The 14682-nt window shown below is 68.9% G+C and carries 14 protein-coding genes; 6 read left to right on the forward strand and 8 right to left on the reverse strand.

Annotated features, from left to right (window positions below):
• Positions 1–31: 31 nt before the first annotated feature.
• The gene (locus ACXJ1Y_RS09145) at positions 32–2695 is read right to left on the reverse strand and encodes an MMPL family transporter (protein ID WP_463849723.1); all 2664 of its coding nucleotides are present in this window, start codon (positions 2693–2695) and stop codon (positions 32–34) included.
• Positions 2696–3248: 553 nt separating this feature from the next.
• Here ACXJ1Y_RS09145 and hpnH point away from each other — a divergent pair.
• Entirely contained in the window at positions 3249–4412 is a 1164-nt protein-coding gene (gene hpnH, locus ACXJ1Y_RS09150; RefSeq protein ID WP_243955971.1) for an adenosyl-hopene transferase HpnH, read from the forward strand.
• Positions 4413–4470: 58 nt separating this feature from the next.
• Here hpnH and ACXJ1Y_RS09155 read toward each other — a convergent pair whose 3' ends face one another.
• Both ACXJ1Y_RS09155 and ACXJ1Y_RS09160 read right to left on the reverse strand, forming a co-directional pair.
• A complete protein-coding gene (locus ACXJ1Y_RS09155; RefSeq protein WP_243955969.1) occupies positions 4471–4671 on the reverse strand; it encodes a hypothetical protein in 201 nt (66 codons plus the stop codon).
• Positions 4668–5714 carry a hydantoinase/oxoprolinase family protein gene (locus ACXJ1Y_RS09160; protein WP_463849724.1) on the reverse strand — a complete coding sequence of 349 codons (1047 nt, stop codon included), beginning with the start codon at positions 5712–5714 and terminating at the stop codon, positions 4668–4670. Before ACXJ1Y_RS09160 ends, ACXJ1Y_RS09155 begins: the two co-directional genes overlap by 4 nt.
• A 6-nt stretch (positions 5715–5720) precedes the next feature.
• Here ACXJ1Y_RS09160 and ACXJ1Y_RS09165 point away from each other — a divergent pair, with 6 nt between their 5' ends.
• The 3 genes from ACXJ1Y_RS09165 (at position 5721) to ACXJ1Y_RS09175 (ending at position 8420) form a co-directional block, all read left to right on the forward strand.
• The gene (locus ACXJ1Y_RS09165; protein WP_463849725.1) at positions 5721–6446 is read left to right on the forward strand and encodes a HisA/HisF-related TIM barrel protein; all 726 of its coding nucleotides are present in this window, start codon (positions 5721–5723) and stop codon (positions 6444–6446) included.
• 69 nt (positions 6447–6515) lie between these two features.
• The gene (gene leuD / locus ACXJ1Y_RS09170) at positions 6516–7118 is read left to right on the forward strand and encodes a 3-isopropylmalate dehydratase small subunit (protein WP_463849726.1); all 603 of its coding nucleotides are present in this window, start codon (positions 6516–6518) and stop codon (positions 7116–7118) included.
• A gap of 105 nt (positions 7119–7223) precedes the next feature.
• Positions 7224–8420 (forward strand): lytic murein transglycosylase, encoded by a 1197-nt coding sequence (locus ACXJ1Y_RS09175; RefSeq protein ID WP_463849727.1) that lies wholly within the window; start codon positions 7224–7226, stop codon positions 8418–8420.
• A gap of 98 nt (positions 8421–8518) precedes the next feature.
• Here ACXJ1Y_RS09175 and rplS read toward each other — a convergent pair whose 3' ends face one another.
• Positions 8519–8926, reverse strand: coding sequence for a 50S ribosomal protein L19 (gene rplS, locus ACXJ1Y_RS09180; protein WP_463849728.1), 408 nt, complete (start codon positions 8924–8926; stop codon positions 8519–8521).
• 131 nt (positions 8927–9057) lie between these two features.
• Positions 9058–9258, reverse strand: coding sequence for a DUF1127 domain-containing protein (locus ACXJ1Y_RS09185; protein WP_463849729.1), 201 nt, complete (start codon positions 9256–9258; stop codon positions 9058–9060).
• A 104-nt stretch (positions 9259–9362) separates the two neighbouring features.
• Here ACXJ1Y_RS09185 and ACXJ1Y_RS09190 point away from each other — a divergent pair, with 104 nt between their 5' ends.
• The gene (locus ACXJ1Y_RS09190; protein WP_463849730.1) at positions 9363–10700 is read left to right on the forward strand and encodes an aminotransferase-like domain-containing protein; all 1338 of its coding nucleotides are present in this window, start codon (positions 9363–9365) and stop codon (positions 10698–10700) included.
• A 20-nt stretch (positions 10701–10720) separates the two neighbouring features.
• On the opposite strand, the gene ACXJ1Y_RS09195 is transcribed toward ACXJ1Y_RS09190, so the two are convergent.
• From ACXJ1Y_RS09195 to argB, 3 genes are all read right to left on the reverse strand, one after another.
• Entirely contained in the window at positions 10721–11131 is a 411-nt protein-coding gene (locus ACXJ1Y_RS09195; RefSeq protein ID WP_463849731.1) for a metallopeptidase family protein, read from the reverse strand.
• Complete coding sequence (locus ACXJ1Y_RS09200; RefSeq protein ID WP_463849732.1) at positions 11128–11862, reverse strand: pyrimidine 5'-nucleotidase; 735 nt, start codon at positions 11860–11862, stop codon at positions 11128–11130. The genes ACXJ1Y_RS09195 and ACXJ1Y_RS09200 overlap by 4 nt, the downstream gene beginning before the upstream one ends.
• Before the next feature lie 70 nt (positions 11863–11932).
• Positions 11933–12826 (reverse strand): acetylglutamate kinase, encoded by an 894-nt coding sequence (gene argB / locus ACXJ1Y_RS09205; RefSeq protein WP_463849733.1) that lies wholly within the window; start codon positions 12824–12826, stop codon positions 11933–11935.
• A gap of 265 nt (positions 12827–13091) precedes the next feature.
• Between argB and ACXJ1Y_RS09210 the strand changes: the two genes are divergently transcribed.
• Positions 13092–14423, forward strand: coding sequence for a UDP-glucose dehydrogenase family protein (locus ACXJ1Y_RS09210; RefSeq protein WP_463849734.1), 1332 nt, complete (start codon positions 13092–13094; stop codon positions 14421–14423).
• Positions 14424–14682: the final 259 nt, after the last annotated feature.

The raw sequence follows: 14682 nt of genomic DNA on the forward strand, positions 1-14682 counted from the left end.
GCGACGGTGGATGCGCGCGGAGACGCGCCGGCTACTTCGCCGGCACCGGCTCCGCGCGGCGCTTGCCGAGGATCGGGCTCTTGCCGGCCGCGTCGCCCTCGGGGCGGTTGCGGTCGGGCTGGGCCGGGGGCTCGCCCAGCGTCGCCGGCACCACGAAGAACGCCGCGAGCAGCGTGAAGAACAGCGACAGGGCCAGCAACTCGCCCATGCTCGCCGTGCCCGGATGGCTCGACAGCACCAGCGAGCCGAAGGCGCTGCCTGTGGTCATCGCGGAGAAGAAGATCGCCCGCGTCAGGCTGGAGGCCAGCATGTCGGTCACGCCCGCCCGCCACGCGATCACGTAGTAGATGTGGAAGGCCACACCCACCGCGAGCATCAATGGGAGGGCGATGATGTTGGCGAAGTTCAGCGGCATGCCGATGATGCGCATCGCCATCAGCGTCCACAGGGTTGCGATCACCAGCGGGCCCAGCGTCATCGCCACGTCCCACGGCTTGCGCAGGGCGACCGAGAGGATGACGAAGATCAGCACCAGCGCGGTGACGGCGGCCTGCACGAAGGCGCCGAGGATCGTGTAGCTCGACCGGGTGGTCGAGACCGGCGCGCCCGTCGCGTGCGGGGCGACCTTGAGCACTTCGTCGGCGAAGTTGCGCAGGACCTTATCGTTATTCGAATCCCCCTTCGGGTGAACCTCCACCCGCGCACGTCCGTCGGCGGCGACCCAGTCGGCCTTCAGCTGCGGCGGCATGTTCTCCAGGGTGATCTTCTCCGGGTGGAGCAGGTCGCGCAGCCGCGACAGCAGCGGTCCGAGATCCTTCGTCAGCGCCACGGAGGCCGCTTCGCGCTTCTGGACGGGGCCGTCCGCGAGGGTGTCGAAGGTGCCCGCGAGGTGCTTGGCCGTCCCGGCGCCGGGCGTGCCGGTCTTCGCCTCGTCCGCGACGCCCTTCAGGGCGGTCGCCGCGTCCTTCAGCGCCTTCACGTTGTCGGCGTCGGTGGGGGGCGGCGGCTTGCGGGCCGGGTTGAGGATGGGATCGAGCAGCTGTGCCGTGTCAGCGACTTGCGCGAGCTTCTTATCCTGGTCCGGCGGGACGAAGGTGTTGACGCTGGTCACGAAGTCGGCGGCCGGCAGGGTCTCCAGCTTCTTCGAAACTTCAGGAATCGCCGCCACGTTCGGGGCCAGCACGTCGATGACGTTGGGGCTCGTCTCGGGATTCTTGATGAGGTCGAGATAGGTGGCGATCGATTCGACCTTCGGGCTGCGCAGGTGCATCGGGTTCGAATCGAACGGCAGCGACCACAGCAGCGGCATGCCGGCGAGCGTCACCAACCCGACCCCGATCAGGATCGGCTTGCGGTTCTGGATGATCCACGGATCGACGCCGACCAGCCACTTCGTCTCGACGGCGACCTTCTCCCCCTTAGGCCGGAACACGGCGATGAGGGCCGGCAGCAGGGTGAGGGAGAAGAGGTAGGCTACGATCATGCCCACGCCGGCGATGAGGCCGAGCTCGGACACGCCCCGGAAGGCGGTCGGGAGGAAGGCGAAGAAGCCGGCGAGCAGGGACACCGCCGCGAGCGTCAGCGACCAGCCGACGCCTCTTGCGGCGGCGCGGATCGCGGCCTGCAGGGTCGGCTGTTCGTAGCGGTCGGCGCGGTAGCGCACCGAGAACTGAATGCCGAAATCGATGCCGAGCCCCACGAAAAGGGCGGCGAAGGCCACGGAGATCGGGTTCAACTCGCCGACGAGCAGCAGCCCCAGGGCCGCCGTCACGATCAGGCCGGCGAAGGTCGTGATGATGACGGCGATGACCAGCGGACCCGAGCGCAGGGCGAGCCACAGGAACAGCACGATGGCGCCGACGATGATGCTGTTGTTGAGCAGCGCATCCTCGGAGAGCGTCGCGAATTCCTCGTCGGCCACCGCCACGGGGCCGGTGAGGCGCATCCGCAGGCCGTTGGCGGCGTCGATCTTGAGGTCGCGGGCGACCTCGCGGATCATCTTCGTCGCCTCGTAGCCCGGCTCCAAGGCGTTGAAGTCCAGCACCGGCTGGATCATCACGAATTTCAGCTTGTCGGTGACGCGGGTCTGGCCGTTGGCGAGCAGCGACTGCCAGGACAGGCGCGCCGGCTCGCCCTTGAGGACCTTCTGGAGCGTGGCGTCGATCTGCGCCATCGGCTTGTCGAGGTCTTGGAGTGTCGCGTCGCCCGACTTCACGCCGCGGGCGCCGAGGGTGAGCACGCGCATGATGCCGCGCAGCGACGGGTCGGCGGCGAGCGGGCCGAGGAGGCCCTGCTGCTGGGTCAACTGGTCGAGGGTCTTTTCGAGTTCGGCCGGCGGCATGAGCAGGAGGCCGTTCTTGTCGAAGAACGGGCCGCCATCGGGCCGGTAGACGGTCTCGATCAGGTTCTTGCGCTCGGAGAGGGCGCGGGTGAGCGAGGCGGCGGCCTCCTCGGTCTCCTCCGGCGTCTGCCCGTCGATGACGGCGACGATCAGGTTCGAGCGCTGCGGGAAAGCCTTCTCGAAGGCGATCTCGTCCTGCCGCCAGGGCTCCTTCGGGTCGATGAGCCGTTCCACATCGGTGTTGATCCGGAACAGGTGGGCGGCGACACCGAGGCTCGCGACTGTCATCACCGCAATGAGTGCGATGACGGTCCAGCGGAAGCGGACGGAAGACGCGACGAGACCTTCGATCACGAGTATCCTGCCAGTTCGTCCGGCGCGAAGGGGGAGATCCCGCCCGTTCCGGAAACGCTTGCCGGGCCGAACGGCTCTGAGAACCGCCGGACCCGTGGTCGTCGAGGGACTACGCGCGGGGCAAGCCTGCAACCGGTGCGAGGTTCCCCCCGCGCCCGGCGCCTTCTTGCGGCGCAGTCGCTTGGCTCAGTAAAGAGGCGGGATCAGGATTGCAACGCGAGGCGGGCCTGCGTCACCTTCCGGCCACAGGCGTGCGTTGCCGCACCGTAACCGCGACGAGGTTTGCGCAAGCGGACGGAATGGCCGTAATGCGGTCGCATTGTGCGCGTGGAAGTCGTGCACCGTCCGGGGTTGAGGCCGCCGGGTTGACGGCGTCTGGCATCAGCCATGCGTCTGCCTGTGGCGCCGATGCGTCAGCCTCGGACTATTGAGTTCCTACAAGTCCTCTACACCGTAGTTTGAGAGTCGTTCCAAGCTACGTTGCTGGAAATCGAGAACTTTTCACGCTATGCACCCCGCCTGTCCGGGGCCGACGCAACTAAGGAGCCGCAACTTGGGTATCCCCCTCCGGTACGTCGCGAAGATCGGCGGCTACATCCTCAAGCAACATTTGACGGGCCGCAAACGCTACCCGCTCGTGATGATGATGGAGCCCCTCTTCCGCTGCAATCTGGCCTGCGCAGGCTGCGGCAAGATCGACTATCCCGAGGAGATCCTCAACAAGCGCCTGCCTGTGGACGAGGCGCTTGAGTCGGTGCGCGAGTGCGGCGCCCCGGTGGTGGTGATCGCGGGTGGCGAGCCGCTTCTCCACAAGGATCTGCCGCAGATCGTGGAAGGCATCATCGCGCAGAAGAAGTTCGCGATCGTGTGCACGAACGCGCTGCTCCTCGAGAAGAAGATCAAGGAGTACAAGCCGAGCCCGTACTTCACCTGGTCGATCCATCTCGATGGCGACAAGGAGATGCACGATCAGTCGGTGTGCCAGCGCGGCGTCTACGACAAGGCCGTGGCGGCGATCGCCAAGGCCAAGGAGATGGGCTTCCGCGTCACCATCAACTGCACTTTCTTCAACAACTCGAAGCCGGAGAAGATCGCCGACTTCTTCGACAGCGTGACCCGGATGGGCATCGACGGCATCACCGTCTCCCCCGGCTACGCCTACGAGCGCGCCCCCGACCAGCAGCACTTCCTGAACCGTAAGGCGACGAAGGACCTGTTCCGCGGCGTGTTCCGGCACGGCAAGGAGAAGGGCCGCGAGAAGTGGACCTTCCAGCAGTCGGGCCTGTTCCTCGACTTCCTGGCCGGCAACCAGACCTACCATTGCACCCCGTGGGGCAACCCGACCCGCACCGTGTTCGGCTGGCAGAAGCCCTGCTACCTGCTCGGCGAGGGCTACGCGGCGACCTTCAAGGAGCTGATGGACAGCACCGACTGGGATTCCTACGGCACCGGCAACTACGAGAAGTGCGCCGACTGCATGGTCCACTCGGGCTACGAGGCCTCCTCGGTGGTCGATTCCGTCCGCAAGCCCTGGAAGCCGGTGGTGCAGATGCTGCGCGGCATCAAGACCGAGGGCGACATGGCCCCCGACGTCAGCCTCGCGAACCAGCGCCCGGCCGAGTTCGTGTTCTCGCGCAACGTCGCGCAGAAGCTGTCCGAGATCAAAGCCTCGGGCGTGGACACCAAGCAAGAAGCCCGCAAGCGCACCGCCGCCTGAGGCGCTTCCCTTGACGAAATAGAAGGGCCGTCGCGGTGCACCCGCGACGGCCCTTTTTTCATGCCGCTTCCGGCGGCTCGTCGTCGCCCGGCGCGGCGGGTGAGTTGAGGAGATCCTCCAGCTCGTCGATGAGCCGGTCGATCTGATCCTCGGTGGCGAGCACCTTCAGCACTTCGCCGGTCTCGGCTTCGACGGCCAGCTCGATATGCGGCCCGACGCGGACCGCCAGCATCCGCGCGAGTATCTTGATGGCGCTCATCGAGTCAGGTCCTCCGCGATAAGGCCGACCGCCACGGCCGGGCCACAGGTTGAAATCCAGGTGGACGCAGCCTCCCCCGCCCGCGCGGCGAGGAGGTCGGCGAGGCCCGTGCGCGACCGCCCGAGCCGAGCCGCGAGCCGGTCGCCGACGAAGGCTCCGGCGCCGCAGGTCACGAATGGGGCGCCCGCCGGCATGTCGGGCCGCGAGAGCAGGGTCGCCGCCGCATCGTGCAGGAGGCGCAGCTGCGCCTCCGCGAAATGGCCCGCGAGGGCGGCCCAGGCGTGGGCATCGCCCTCCCCCCGATCGCGGCCGACGATGCGGGCGAGGCGCGTCTCGCTCTCCGCCACCGACTTGCCCTTGCGGTCGCCCGTGCCCTGCTGGTCGGCTTCCGGCGGCAGGTCGCCGAGGATGCGGTAGACATCCGCCGCGTGGGCGAAGGTCTCGGTCATCAGCCGGGTGCGGCGCCCCAGGAACGGGGCATGGTCCGTCAGGCCGATGAGCGCCGTGCGCACCACGCCGGTATAGACGAGTTCGCCGGTCTCCAGTCGTTCGGCGTCGCTGTAGCCGGTGGCGGCCGGGCGTCCATCGATGACGGGGATGAGGTCGGCGGTGGTGGAGCCGATATCCACGACGAGGGCATCGGGGGCGAGCCGACCCACCAGGGCGGCGGTGGCGTACCAATTGGCCGAGGCGATCTCGAAGGACGCGGCGGCCGCCTCCTCCGGCGCGACGAAGCCGGCGCGGCCGGCGAAGATCCGCACCGGACCCGCGAGCCGCTCGGCGGCCCAGCCGGCGAGCGCCGCGACGCCCTCCGTCCGGTCGGCGAAGCAATCTGTGAGTTCCCCCGTCATGGTGACGGCGTGGTGCGCCTCCTGGCGCGTCCAGTCGGGCAGCGTCGCTAGGGTCGCGTCGAGTGCCTTGATGCCCTGCCATAGGGGACAGGGCGCCTGCACGGCGGCCTGCACGCGCCCGTCGCGAATCAGCGAGGCCTTGACGTGGACCCCGCCGAGGTCCCACCCGACGATGGTGCTGGCAATCGACATGCGCGGATGACGAGCTTCGAGAGAGTGGGGTACGCGGCCGGGACTCCCGGCTTCGCGGTGATTCCGGTGCTGGACCTGCGCGGGGGCCGCGTGGTCCGGGCGCGCCGGGGCGAGCGCGCCACCTATGCCCCGATCGAGACGCCCTTGGCAAAGGGATCCGACCCCGGCGCCGTGGCGTCCGGTCTGCTGCGGGCATGGCCGGCGCGGTGCCTCTACGTGGCCGACCTCGACGCCATCATCGACGGCGCCGCGCCGGACCTCGCGGCGTTGCGCGCCATCGCCGCCGCCTGCCCCGGCACCGGCCTGTGGGTCGATGCCGGATTCGCGCAGGCCGATGGGGTGGAGGCGTTCCTGGCCGAGGGGCTCGGGCGCCCGGTGATCGGCACCGAGAGCCAGGAGGATACCGCCCTCGTGACGGCCCTCGGGGACCGGGCGGTGCTGTCCCTCGACACGCGCGGCGGCGAGCGGATGGGCCCCGACAGCCTGCACGAGGATGCGACCCTGTGGCCCGCCGACGTCATCGCCATGACCCTGGCGAGCGTCGGCGCCGGGTCCGGTCCCGACCTCCCCGCCCTGGCCGCCATCCGCGCGCGCGCACCGAGCCGCCGCGTCTACGCGGCGGGCGGGGTGCGGGGGCCGGAGGACCTGCGGGCGCTGGCGGCGGCGGGCATCGCGGGCGCCCTCGTCGCCTCGGCCCTCCACGACGGCACCCTGCGGCGGGAGCACGCCTGAACTTCCGGCCCGGCCAAGAGGCTGCTACACCGGAGGGATTCCAGAAACCCGACCGGCACCAAAGAGACGATGGACAAGTTCACGACCCTGGAGGGCGTCGCGGCGCCCATGCGGACGATCAATGTCGATACCGACCGGATCATTCCGGCCAAGTATCTCAAGACGATCAAGCGCACCGGCCTCGGCAAGAGCCTGTTCGCGGAGATGCGCTACCGCGAGGACGGATCCGAGAACCCGGACTTCATCCTGAACCAGCCGGCCTACCGCCAGTCCAAGATCCTTGTGGTCGGCGACAATTTCGGCTGCGGCTCGTCCCGCGAGCACGCGCCCTGGGCGCTGGCCGATTTCGGCATCCGCTGCGTGATCTCCACGAGCTTCGCCGACATCTTCTTCAACAACTGCGCGAAGAACGGCATCCTGGCGATCCGCGTCGCGCCGGAGGACCTGGAGAAGCTGTTCGAGGATGCCGAGCGCGGCGCCAACGCCACGCTGACCGTCGATCTCGACGCCCAGACGATCCGGGGCCCGGACGGCGGCACCCTGCATTTCGACATCGAGCCCGGCCGCAAGCACAACCTGCTGAACGGGCTGGACGAGATCGGCACGACCCTGGAGCGCGGCTCGGCCATCGACGCCTACGAGCAGAAGCTCGCCGCGCGTGAATGGGCCTGAGGCCTCGGGCGAGTGGGGGTGACGGGCGTTTCGTCACCCTTCGTTAACCCTCATGCCGCCTGAATCCGCGCCCAGATTCCGCCCGCCGACATGAGGATTCCCGCCATGCCGAAGCCGACCAACGGACAGGGGCTCGCCGTGGCGCTAAGCCTTCTCGCCGGCCTCTCGGCGGCGCCGGCCCGCGCCGATTTCGACGGGTGTCTCGCGGGCCTGCGCGCCCAGGCCTCCGCCGCCGGCATCTCGGGCCGGGCGTTCGAGGCGGCCACCGCCGGCATTGCCTACGACGACAAGGTGATCGAGCTCTCTCAGGCCCAGCCCGAGTTCAAGACGCCGATCTGGGACTACATGGCCGCCCTCGTGGACGACGAGCGGGTCGAGGACGGGCGCGCCGCCATGCGCCAGCACGCCGACGCCCTCGCCCGCGCCGAGGCGCGCTACGGCGTGGAACGCTACACCATCGCCGCCGTGTGGGGCGTGGAATCGAACTTCGGCAAGAACCTCGGCAAGATGCCGCTGGTGCAGTCGCTCGCCACCCTCGCCTGCTCGGGCAACCGCCGCCGGGACTTCTTCCGGGGCGAGCTGATGGCCACCCTGAAGATCATCGACCGGGGCGACATCGCGCCGGAGCGGCTGACCGGCTCCTGGGCCGGTGCCTTCGGCCAGACCCAGTTCATGCCGACCACCTACCAGCGCCTCGCCGTCGATGGCGACGGCGACGGGCGCCGGGACGTGGTCGATTCGGTGGCGGATGCCGTCGCCTCGACGGCGAACTTCCTGCACGTCGCCAAGTGGCAGAACGGCCAGCCCTGGGGCTACGAGGTGCGCCTGCCCTCCGGCTTCAACGTGTCCGCCGCCGGCCGGAAGAACAAGAAGCCGGTCTCGCACTGGGCGTCGCTCGGCGTCACCCGCCTCGACGGGCGCCCCCTCTCCGGTGAGGGCGCGGCGGGCATCATCGCCCCGGCCGGTGCCGGCGGCCCGGCCTTCCTCGTGACCCGGAACTTCGACGCGATCTATTCCTACAACGCCGCCGAATCCTACGGCCTCGCCATCGCCGTCCTGTCCGACCGCCTGCGCGGGCGTCCCGGCGTGCAGGTGGCGTGGCCGACCGACGATCCGCCCCTGTCGCGGGCCGAGCGCCGCGACCTGCAGGTGCGCCTCACCAGCATGGGTTACGATGTCGGCGAGCCGGACGGGAAGGTCGGCCAGAAGACCCGCGACGCGATCAAGGACATCGAGCGCAAGCTCGGCATGCCGGCGACCGGCCGTCCCGGCGGCAAGGTGCTCGAAGCCCTGCGCCGCTGAGCCGGCGCCGGGACCGGCCCCAAACAAACCCGCCCAAGAAAAAGCCCGCCTCGGCCAAGCCGGGCGGGCTATTTCGTTTCGGCCTTGGCGCCGAGGGATTACTCGGCGGCGGCGGGAGCCGGGGCCGGAGCGCCCTTGGCGGGCTTCGCGGTGCGGTCGCTGCGCTCGACGATACGGGCCGACTTACCGCGACGGTCGCGCAGGTAGTACAGCTTGGCGCGACGCACCTTGCCGCGACGGACCACCTTGATCGAATCGATCATCGGGGAGTGCACCGGGAAGACGCGCTCGACGCCCTCGCCGTAGGAGATCTTGCGGACGGTGAAGCTCTCGTTGAGGCCGCCGCCGGAACGGGCGATGCAGACGCCCTCGTAGGCCTGGACGCGGGTCCGCTCGCCTTCCTTCACGCGAACGTTGACGATGACCGTGTCGCCCGGCTCGAAATCGGGAATGGTCTTGGCGAGGCGCGCGACTTCCTCGCGCTCCAGCTGCTCGATGATGTTCATGACAATGCTCCAGCCGTTGCGCCCAACCGCCCTGAGGGTGGCGAGCACCAGGATTTCGGCGATCCTGTTGTGAGTTGGCGCGGTCCCTACACCAGCGCGGCGCTCTTGTCGACCGTTTGGTGTTCGGCGCGTCACGGCCGCCAGAGCGGCTTCAGGATCTCATCGCGGATTATGAACGGATCGAGACCCACCTCCCGGATCTGATCCAAGTCGAGGCTCGCCAGGGCGCGCCGGTTCCGGAGGCGGCGCAGCCAGAGGCTTGGCCATGCGATGCCGTCCTTCGGCGCCGTCAGGGCGACCGGGCGGGCGGAGATCACGAAGTGCGCGGACATGATGACTGATCCGGTGGTGAGGAAGCAGTCCGGCCGGGATTGCGTGCTCCGATGTGCTCCGCTAATTGAATCGGATCAATCGGAACATTGTGCTCGGATCAATTATGCCGTCGACGGATTTCCGGGGCGTTGCCGATGAGGTCGCCGCCGAAATGGCGGCGGGCAGGCTCCGGCCCGGCGATCGGTTGCCTCCCCAGCGGGAGTTCGCCTACGCGCGGGGAATCGCGGTCTCGACGGCGAGCCGCGTCTATGCCGAGCTGGCGCGCCGGGGACTCGTGATCGGAGAGGTCGGGCGCGGGACCTATGTCCGCTCGGACCTCGGTACGTCGCGGGCGGTCCCCCCCGAGCCGCCGCCCAGCGCGGTCGACCTGCAGCGAACCATGACGTACCTGCCCGAGCAGGAGGCGGTTCTCGCCGAGACGCTGGCCAAGCTCGGACGCAGCGGCGCGATCGCGGCGGCGCTCCAGCAGCATGGCCCAACCGGCACGCCGCATGCGCAGGCGGTGGCGGCGTTGTTCCTCGCGGCGGAGGGCTACGCGCCGGCGCCGGCCGACATCCGCTTCGCGGGCAATGGCCGGCAAGGCATCGCCGCCGCCCTGGCGGCCCTCGCCTCGCCGGGCGAGCGGATCGGGTGCGAGCCGCTCACCTACCCGGTGGTGAAGGGAATCGCATCCCGCCTCGGGATCGCCCTCATCCCCCTCGCCATGGATGACGAAGGCCTCTGCCCGGACGCTGTCCTACAGACGCACCGTGTCACGCCGTTGAGCGGCCTCTACCTTCAGCCGAGCTTGCAGAACCCCCTCGGCACGACGATGGGCGCGCAGCGCCGGGCGGATCTCGCTGCCGTCCTGCGGAGAACCGGCATCGTCGCCATCGAGGATGCCGTCTATGGCTTCCTTGCGGATACGAAGCCGCTGGCGGCTCTGGCGCCGGAGAACGTGATCTTGATCGACAGCCTCTCGAAGCGGGTGGCGCCGGGGCTGACGATCGGAATGCTCGTGGCCCCTCCGGGATTGGGCGAGCGGCTCGGCGTGTCCCTGCGCCAGGGGGGCTGGTCGGCGACCGGCTTCTCTCTCGCGGCGGGCGTTCACTGGATGAGCAGCGGCGACGCCGAACGTCTCGCCGCCATCAAGCGCAAGGACGCGGCGGAGCGGCAGGCCATCGCGCGACGGGTGCTGGCGGATCTCGAGATCGCCGGGGATCCCCGCGCCTATCACCTGTGGTTTCGGCTGCCCGACCAGTGGCGCGCGGAGGCCTACACCAATGCCGCCCTCCGGCGCGGCATTGCGATCATCCCCGCCTCGGCCTTCGCGGTGACGCCGGGCCATGCGCAGAACGCCGTTCGGATCGCCCTCGCCTCGCCGGGCCGCGACGACCTCGCCAGGGCTCTCGGGCAGCTTCGCACCCTCGCCTTGGCGGGCGACGAGCAGATCATCGAGTAGGGCGAACGGACCCGCGCCCGTCAGACTTCGCCGGCGGCGGCTTCGATGCGGTCCATGTCCTCGTCGGAGAGGCCGAAATGGTGGCCGATCTCGTGGACCAGCACGTGGGTGACGAGATCGCCCAGCGTCTCGTCGTGCTCGGCCCAGTAATCGAGGATCGGCCGGCGGTAGAGCCACACGGCGTTCGGCATCCGGCCCGACTCGACCTCGCCGGACTGCGCGAGCCCGACGCCCCGGAACAGGCCGAGGATGTCGAACTCGCTCTCGCAGTTCATCTCGTCCAGGGTCTGCTCGTCGGGGAAATCCTCGACATGGATCGTCACCCCCGCGCAGCGGGTGCGGAAGGCCAGCGGCAGGGCGGCGAAGGCGTCGTGCGCCAGGGCCTCGATCTCGGCGAGGTCCGGCGCCCGCATTCCCGAGAGGCCGCTCATGCCGTGCCGACCGCCGGCTGCACACAGGTGGTGAGGAAGCCCGCGAGGTCGTCGGTGATGTGGTCGATATGCGGCTCCTGCACCGCCTCCTGCTCGAACGCCTCGCGATAGGGGTCGATGATCCGGGGCACCACGAGCACCGTCGCCATGCCGAGGTCGTGCGGCACCGCGAGGTTGCGGGCGATGTCCTCGAACAGGGCCGAGCGCGTCGGCTCGACGCCATGCGCCTTCAGGAATCGCTCGTAGGTGACGCGCTCGGGCTTGGGCACGAAGTCGGCCGCCGCGATGTCGAACACGTCCTCGAAATGGTCGAGGATGCCGAGCTTGGCCGCGACGTTCTCCGCGTGGCGGCGGGAGCCGTTGGTGAGGATCAGCTTGCGGCCGGGCAGCTTCTCGATCGCCGCCCCGAGGGGGACGTCGAGCTTGATGGTCGAGTGGTCGATGTCGTGGGCGAAGTCGAGGAAGTCGTGCGGGTCCACGCCCTCCTCGACCATCAGCGCCTTCAGGGTTGTCCCGTAGCGGTGGTAGAAGTGCTTCTGCAGCGCCCGCGCCGAGATCGCGTCGAGGCCGTAGAGGCGCATCACGTAAAGGGTGATGCGCTCGTCCACCTGTGGCCAGACCAGCGCTTCGCTCGGGTAGAGCGTATTGTCGAGATCGAACACCCAGGTGTCGACATCGCCGAAGCCCCGGGCGCCCGGGGCGGTGAAGTGGTCTTGCGTCGGCTGATACAAGGAATCCGTCGCAGGAATGAGGGGCGGCCCGAGGCCGGGCGACGACAATGCGCGGAGACGGCCGAGGTTGCTAGCCCCGCCGAATCAGCGTTCCGGCGCCGTAATTCGTGAACAGCTCCAGCAGAACCGCGTGGTTCACCTTGCCGTCGAGGATGACGACCGCCTCCACGCCCCGGTCGAGGGCGTACATGCAGGTTTCGATCTTCGGGATCATGCCGCCGGTGATGGTGCCGTCCGCAATGAGGCGGCGGCAATCCTCGACGGTAAGTTCGGGAATGAGCTTCTTGTTCTTGTCGAGCACGCCCGGCACGTCGGTCAGGAGCAGCAGGCGCTTGGCCCGCAGCGCCCCGGCGATGGCGCCCGCGAAGGTGTCGGCGTTGACGTTATAGGTCTGCCCGTCGGCGCCGTAGGCCACGGGGGCCAGGACCGGGATCAGTTCCGCCTTCAGCACCGCGTCGAGGACGCCGCGCTCGACATGCTCCGGCTCGCCGACGAGGCCGAGGTCGAGCACCTGCTCCTCGTTGCTCTCGGGATCGCGGAACGTCTTCATGGCGCGCTTGGCGCGGACCATGTTGCCGTCCTTGCCGCACAGGCCGATGGCCCGGCCACCCTGCCCCGAGATCCAGCCGACGATCTGCTTATTGATGGAGCCGGCGAGCACCATCTCCACCACCTCGACGGTGGCCGCATCGGTGACGCGCAGGCCGCCCCGGAATTCGGACTGGATGCCGAGCCGGTCGAGCATCCGTCCGATCTGCGGCCCGCCGCCATGGACCACGAGGGGCTTCAGGCCCGACTGTTCGAGGAGGACCACGTCCTGCGCGAAGGTCTGCGCCGCCTCCACGTCGCCCATCGCGTGGCCGCCGTACTTGATGAGCACGATCTCCTGATCGTAGCGCTGCATGTGCGGCAGCGCCTGGGCGAGGATCTCGGCGCGCACGTGCACGTTCGGCAGTTCGGTCATCGCGGTCCTATGCCTGCTTTCCCGCCCGGGTTCGGCGGGGGCTCGGGTCTCAGGGCGGTGTGCTTCTACAGGACTTGTCCGGGCCGTTGAAGCCGCCTTCGGCACGTGGCGCGCATTCGTGCGCTGTCAAAAAACCGTCGTGATTTCGCGGTGTTGCTGCGTGGCTACAGATCGGGCCGCGTGAAGGCGGCCCGGTTGCGCCGACGCCGTGCGCGGCACATGCTGCAATGCGGCACGCCGCCCGGTCGGCTGCCGGGAGATTGGCATGCGTATCGCAATGATCGGGGCGGGCTATGTCGGGCTGGTGTCCGGCGCCTGCCTCGCGGATTTCGGCCACGACGTGGTCTGCATCGACCGCGATCCGGCCAAGATCGCCGCCCTCGAACAGGGCCGGATGCCGATCTACGAGCCGGGGCTCGAATCCCTCGTCGCCGACAACGTGCGCCAGGGCCGGCTCTCGTTCCGCACCGAACTCCGTGAGGCGGTGGCCGGCGCCGACGCCGTGTTCATCGCGGTGGGCACGCCCTCCCGCCGGGGCGACGGCTTCGCGGACTTGTCCTTCGTCCACGATGCGGCGCGCGAGATCGCCGGGGCGCTATCGGGCTACACGGTGGTCGTGACCAAGTCGACGGTGCCGGTGGGCACGGGCGACGAGGTGGAGCGCATCATCCGCGAGACGGTGCCGCAGGCCGAGTTCGCCGTGGTATCGAACCCGGAATTCCTGCGTGAGGGCGCCGCCATCGGTGACTTCAAGCGCCCCGACCGGATCGTCGTCGGCACCGAGGATCCCCGCGCCGAGGCGGTGATGCGGGAGGTTTACCGCCCGCTCTACCTCAACGCCTCGCCGATCCTCGTGACGGGACGCCGCACGGCCGAACTGACGAAGTACGCGGCCAATGCGTTCCTGGCGGCCAAGATCACCTTCATCAACGAGATGGCCGACCTGTGCGAGGCGGTCGGCGCCGACGTGCAGCAGGTGGCGCGCGGCATCGGCCTCGATGGCCGCATCGGCACGAAGTTCCTCCATGCCGGGCCGGGCTATGGCGGCTCGTGCTTCCCCAAGGACACGCTGGCGCTGGCCAAGACCGCGCAGGACCACGGGATGCCCCTGCGCATCGTGGAGACGGTGGTCGCCGTCAACGACCAGCGCAAGCGCGCGATGGCGCGCAAGGTGATCCGCGCCTGCGGCGGATCGGTGCGCGGCAAGACCATCGCCCTCCTCGGCCTCACCTTCAAGCCGGACACGGACGACATGCGCGAGGCGCCCTCCCTCGCCATCGCCGCCGGGCTGCAGGATGGCGGAGCCAAGGTGCGGGCCTACGATCCCGAGGGGATCGAGCAGGCGCGCCCGCTCCTGCCGGCCGTCTCCTTCGCGGAGGATGCCTATTCCTGTGCAGAAGGGGCCGACGCGGTGGTGATCGTCACCGAGTGGAACGCCTTCCGCGCCCTCGATCTCAAGCGTCTTCATACGGTGATGCGCACGCCGGTTCTGGTCGATCTGCGCAACATCTACGACCCCGCTATCGCAGCGCAGCATGGATTTGCCTATCAGGGCGTCGGACGCAGCGCCGGGACGGGCTCGACGTCCGAAGCCTGACGGACTCTCACCGTCGTACGACCGAGCGATACTGGCGATGACCGTGGATCGGCGCGGCCGTGATTTGCCGTCCGTCAACGGATAGACTGTCGCAGCACAATGCTTCCAAGCAGAGCAGTACCGCCTTCGGATGATGAATCAATCATCACGACACCGCTGCCCTGGATTCGAAATTGGCTTTTATGGGGCAGCGATTGTGGATTGCGCTGATGAATACATGTCACATCGCGGAGCAAATTCTCTCTAGGTGGAAGTCCTA

Source organism: Methylobacterium sp. TK26 (assembly GCF_055361565.1).

What these genes read in the sequence shown, in the direction of transcription:
- ACXJ1Y_RS09155 (WP_243955969.1), bottom strand. Translation starts at nt 4,671, where the DNA reads ATGAGCGCCATCAAGATACTCGCGCGGATGCTGGCGGTCCGCGTCGGG.
- ACXJ1Y_RS09160 (WP_463849724.1), bottom strand. Translation starts at nt 5,714, where the DNA reads ATGTCGATTGCCAGCACCATCGTCGGGTGGGACCTCGGCGGGGTCCAC.
- ACXJ1Y_RS09165 (WP_463849725.1), top strand. Translation starts at nt 5,721, where the DNA reads ATGACGAGCTTCGAGAGAGTGGGGTACGCGGCCGGGACTCCCGGCTTC.
- leuD (WP_463849726.1), top strand. Translation starts at nt 6,516, where the DNA reads ATGGACAAGTTCACGACCCTGGAGGGCGTCGCGGCGCCCATGCGGACG.
- ACXJ1Y_RS09175 (WP_463849727.1), top strand. Translation starts at nt 7,224, where the DNA reads ATGCCGAAGCCGACCAACGGACAGGGGCTCGCCGTGGCGCTAAGCCTT.
- rplS (WP_463849728.1), bottom strand. Translation starts at nt 8,926, where the DNA reads ATGAACATCATCGAGCAGCTGGAGCGCGAGGAAGTCGCGCGCCTCGCC.
- ACXJ1Y_RS09185 (WP_463849729.1), bottom strand. Translation starts at nt 9,258, where the DNA reads ATGTCCGCGCACTTCGTGATCTCCGCCCGCCCGGTCGCCCTGACGGCG.
- ACXJ1Y_RS09190 (WP_463849730.1), top strand. Translation starts at nt 9,363, where the DNA reads ATGCCGTCGACGGATTTCCGGGGCGTTGCCGATGAGGTCGCCGCCGAA.
- ACXJ1Y_RS09195 (WP_463849731.1), bottom strand. Translation starts at nt 11,131, where the DNA reads ATGAGCGGCCTCTCGGGAATGCGGGCGCCGGACCTCGCCGAGATCGAG.
- argB (WP_463849733.1), bottom strand. Translation starts at nt 12,826, where the DNA reads ATGACCGAACTGCCGAACGTGCACGTGCGCGCCGAGATCCTCGCCCAG.
- ACXJ1Y_RS09210 (WP_463849734.1), top strand. Translation starts at nt 13,092, where the DNA reads ATGCGTATCGCAATGATCGGGGCGGGCTATGTCGGGCTGGTGTCCGGC.